This is a genomic window from Endozoicomonas sp. ALC020, from assembly GCF_049275935.1.
GTDB lineage: Bacteria > Pseudomonadota > Gammaproteobacteria > Pseudomonadales > Endozoicomonadaceae > Endozoicomonas_A.
Genome location: NZ_CP184830.1, coordinates 4,647,456 through 4,651,160, shown reverse-complemented (window position 1 = coordinate 4,651,160; position 3,705 = coordinate 4,647,456). Strand labels below are relative to the sequence as shown.

Sequence of the window (3,705 nt, the reverse complement as noted above, 5' to 3'; positions counted from 1 at the left end):
ACGACGGAGGTTAATTAATAAAAAATTAAAAACCTCTGTCGCTTTTTAGCAGATTCTGGATGAATTAAGTAGAACTATTGTCCTTTGAGAACTCTAAAGTCGAGCATGATATCAAGGTTTAGCAAGTAATACCTGCTGGAAGACAGGTATCCCCCGAGTAAATTTTGGCTAATGAGGAAGCCTGCCTGATGGGAGCGGTATGAATCGAGAGGTTCACGTACTGTTCTGAGAGGGGCTGACGGGGAAGTTCCGCCGGTCTACTCACCAGGTGAAACCCCCGCCAACAACTTTGCACCCCCCTCACCAACTGCTATCCTCAAACCTCGAACAAAAGTGAAACTCAGACCTGCTGGCCGACTTATCCCCAGGGATGGGGGGGTATCCCACCAAGCGCCTGGAGCGCGACTTATCCCCAGGGATGGGGGGTATCCCACCAAGCGCCTGGAGCGCGACTTATCCCCAGGGATGGGGGGTATCCCACCAAGCGCCTGGAGCGCGACTGGGAGGGAGCGGTTGATGGCTGAAGAATGGTATCCGTTTAATGGAGTGAACATCTATGAGTAATTTATACGAAACCGATTATCACCAGTGGTTATCCAATCAGGTAGCTTTGCTGCGAAATCGCCACTTTGACCAGTTGGATTTAGAAAATCTGTTAGAGGATTTGGAGTTGGGCATAGAATCAAAAGTCGATAATCTTGAACATTTTCTAACCAATCTCATACTTCAGCTTCTTAAGTGTGACTACCAAACCAGTGTGCTGCGGGATACTGTAGCTACAAAACGGGTCATAAACGGGTGGCTAAACTCTATTGATAATGCAAGGGACGGCATTAATAAATTATTAAGAAAAAATCACAGTTTAGAACAACGGGTGGAAGATGCTTTAGTTGAGTCATACCCTGATGGGAAAAATGGAGCCATTCGGGAAATGAATCGCCATATCCCCACTAAATGCCCAAAACTGGACAACAGCAGCTTCCCTGATACCTGCCCATGGTCTTATGAAAAGCTAATGGAAAAAGACTGGTATCCCCTTAACGGAGTTGAACTCTAACCTTTGTGGCGCTGCTCCATTTTGACTCGCTCCCATGATTTTAGGCCCTGCGGGTCCCAGCGTGGGAACGAGGTAAAAAAACCACTGTCGCTTAACCCAGGAAAGGGACAGCCCGATCCGCCAGACTCTTCATCCAAGTCCGGTTTTATATTCGGTTTCCTGACGCACAACCTTGAGCATGGCAACCGTCTCGCTTTTTACTGGACTTGAGACGGTTGCTTTTAGCAGATTCTGGATGAATAAGTAGAACTATTGTCCTTTGGGAACTCTAAAGTTGAGGATGAAGTTCACCTCAATTTTGCAGCTCAATAACCACAGGGGGGTTCTGCTCAGAGTCACTTTTCGTTTCGTTGGGCTTCGAACTCTCAATTTTATTTTGAATCAATAAAACAGCTGCTTGATTACCAATGGTCGTTGCCAAGTCTAAAACCGACTCATTATTGTTATCCGTTAATTGTAAATTTGCACCTTCTTGTATTAATGATTTTATAGCCTCTTGATTTCCAACACGTAAAGCAACATGCAGAGGTGTCTGTCCTTTATTATCCCGGATATTTAAATTTGCACATTTTTGAATTAATAATTTTATAGCTTCCTGATTTTCCAGTTGAACTGCAAAATGCAAAGGCGTGTATCCAAGTCTGTTCATTATATTAATATCTGCTCCTTTTGATAAAAGAATTGCAATCATTTTTATATCGTTATTCTGAATTGCATAGTGCAGCGAAGTATTACCTTGGTCGTCCTTTGCATTAATTTCTATCAAACGCACTCTTAGTAGAAACCTTACTACAGAATATGAATTAGCAAGAACCGCCTCATGTAAAACAGTTAGACCTGACTGAGTTTGAACGCAAAACTGATCGATTGTATCAGGCATGCATGGTTGATAAAACTTCAGCCCATAATGTAGACCTCTAGATAGCAAATCTTTTATAAGGGACTCATTATTGAAATTTGCTGCAATATGAAAAAGTGCTGACAGTTCATCTTGAGAAAATGCAGATTTCCAGTCTAATAACACTCTTATTGCATCTTGTGCTCCAGTAACAGCAGCAAGGTATAGTGGTGTAAATCCATCATTATTGGATAGTTCCTGGCTAGCACCATGACTAAGAAGTAAATTCACAACATTAGCGTTCTTTGCCAATACTGCTAAGTGAAGAGGTGTATTGCCTTGATAGTCCCCTTGATTGATAATTCTCAATCGCTCAGAAAAACGAGCTCGGCTTTTAATCAATAGTTTTACAGCTTCAGGATGATTGTTAATGATTGCTAAGTGCAGTGGTGAGTGTTGCTGATTGACAAGTAGCTCTATATCTGCTCCTGCCTTTAAGAGTGTTTCTAAGGCATTTGTGTCCCCCTGTATTGCAGCTACATGCAAAGGGGTAAAATCCTGAAGATTTCTTGCATCATAGTTGATACCTTTACTGAGCAAAAACTGAATTATCTCTGAATTATTGGTAGTTATGGCTATATGTAACAGCGTATTTTCAGAGGAATCCCGTTGATGAATTAAACCCGGAGAAGTTTCTAACAGGCTGCCAACTTCTTCAGCGTTCCCTTGGAGAACCGCTCTCAGTAAATGTTGAAATAATTGCTCTTGTTCAGCGCAATCGGCATCAGTATTACCTTCAGGGTTATCAATAACGGAAATATCAGGCAAAATAACTGCATATGACTCATGAGGCATGAATAAAAAGCTTGTTTTCTTTCTTTCAATTTTTCTCATTAAATCACCTTCAATTTTCCGCCTATTACTTTCTATATCCTTTGCACGAGTAATTTTCGACTTACGTTCTTCGTTTATATTTTTTAAAAATTTCCAGCCAGCATAAAAAGCTGACACTAATGCTATCCCGCCTACAATAGAAAATACTCCAGCTATCCACTCAAGATTTCTAAAATGCCTTTCTTCACCTTTCGAAATGACTTCATCATCAGTTGAGTTACTTGAAGTATGAAGTAGCTTTCTATTTGAAAATTTATTAAATACTTCCCCAGAAACATCTGAACCATTCTCAGAATTTAACTCCAAAACAATTTGTGTGCTGGGTGTTTTACCAACAGCATAAATGACTTTTTCTTCTGCCATTGTCATGATCTTATAAAAGGTAATATCTTTTGGCATGCCGGAAGGATCGTTATCATTTCCCTGCCTAACCCAAATAACTTCACCATTTGGATTCAAAGCGCTAATAAACCACTCTTGTTTGTATTGCAACTGCCCAGCGATGTACAAGTGATTACCTTTGAATACAGATGCGCTGACACTACCAATAAAATCAGGTAATGGTTGCTCATAAGTTTCTTCGTGACCAGCATTCTTAGCAACTTTCCAAAGCAATCGCCTTTTGTCTATATCGAAATAGATGTAATTAATTTCATCGCCATCGGCAGAGTTTCGATACAGTTGTAGTACCTTTGAGTTAGGCCGAACGGAGTCGGAGTTAGCCCTTACCGAAGTCCATGCCATAGTGGTATTGCAGTGAATAAATGCGGCCAGAGTTGCAGAGGCGGCTAAGTAGGAAGGAGTTTTCATAGGAGAAGAACCAAGTAGCGAGCAAAACATGGAAATTGTAGCTGATCAAAAGTAGTACCAAGGTTTTTTTCAAAATAGTTGCTGGCAAAGCATTGGTTCAAGAGCC

General features: G+C 41.1%; 2 protein-coding genes. One reads left to right on the top strand and one right to left on the bottom strand.

The window, feature by feature from the left end; all coding sequences use genetic code 11:
• Positions 1 to 556: 556 nt before the first annotated feature.
• Positions 557 to 1,057, top strand: a complete 501-nt coding sequence (locus ACOJUO_RS17485; RefSeq protein WP_422133284.1) for a DUF29 domain-containing protein — start codon at positions 557 to 559, stop codon at positions 1,055 to 1,057.
• 292 nt (positions 1,058 to 1,349) lie between these two features.
• Here the strand turns inward: ACOJUO_RS17485 and ACOJUO_RS17480 are convergent, their stop codons facing one another.
• Positions 1,350 to 3,599, bottom strand: coding sequence for an ankyrin repeat domain-containing protein (locus tag ACOJUO_RS17480; RefSeq protein WP_422137647.1), 2,250 nt, complete (start codon positions 3,597 to 3,599; stop codon positions 1,350 to 1,352).
• Positions 3,600 to 3,705: the final 106 nt, after the last annotated feature.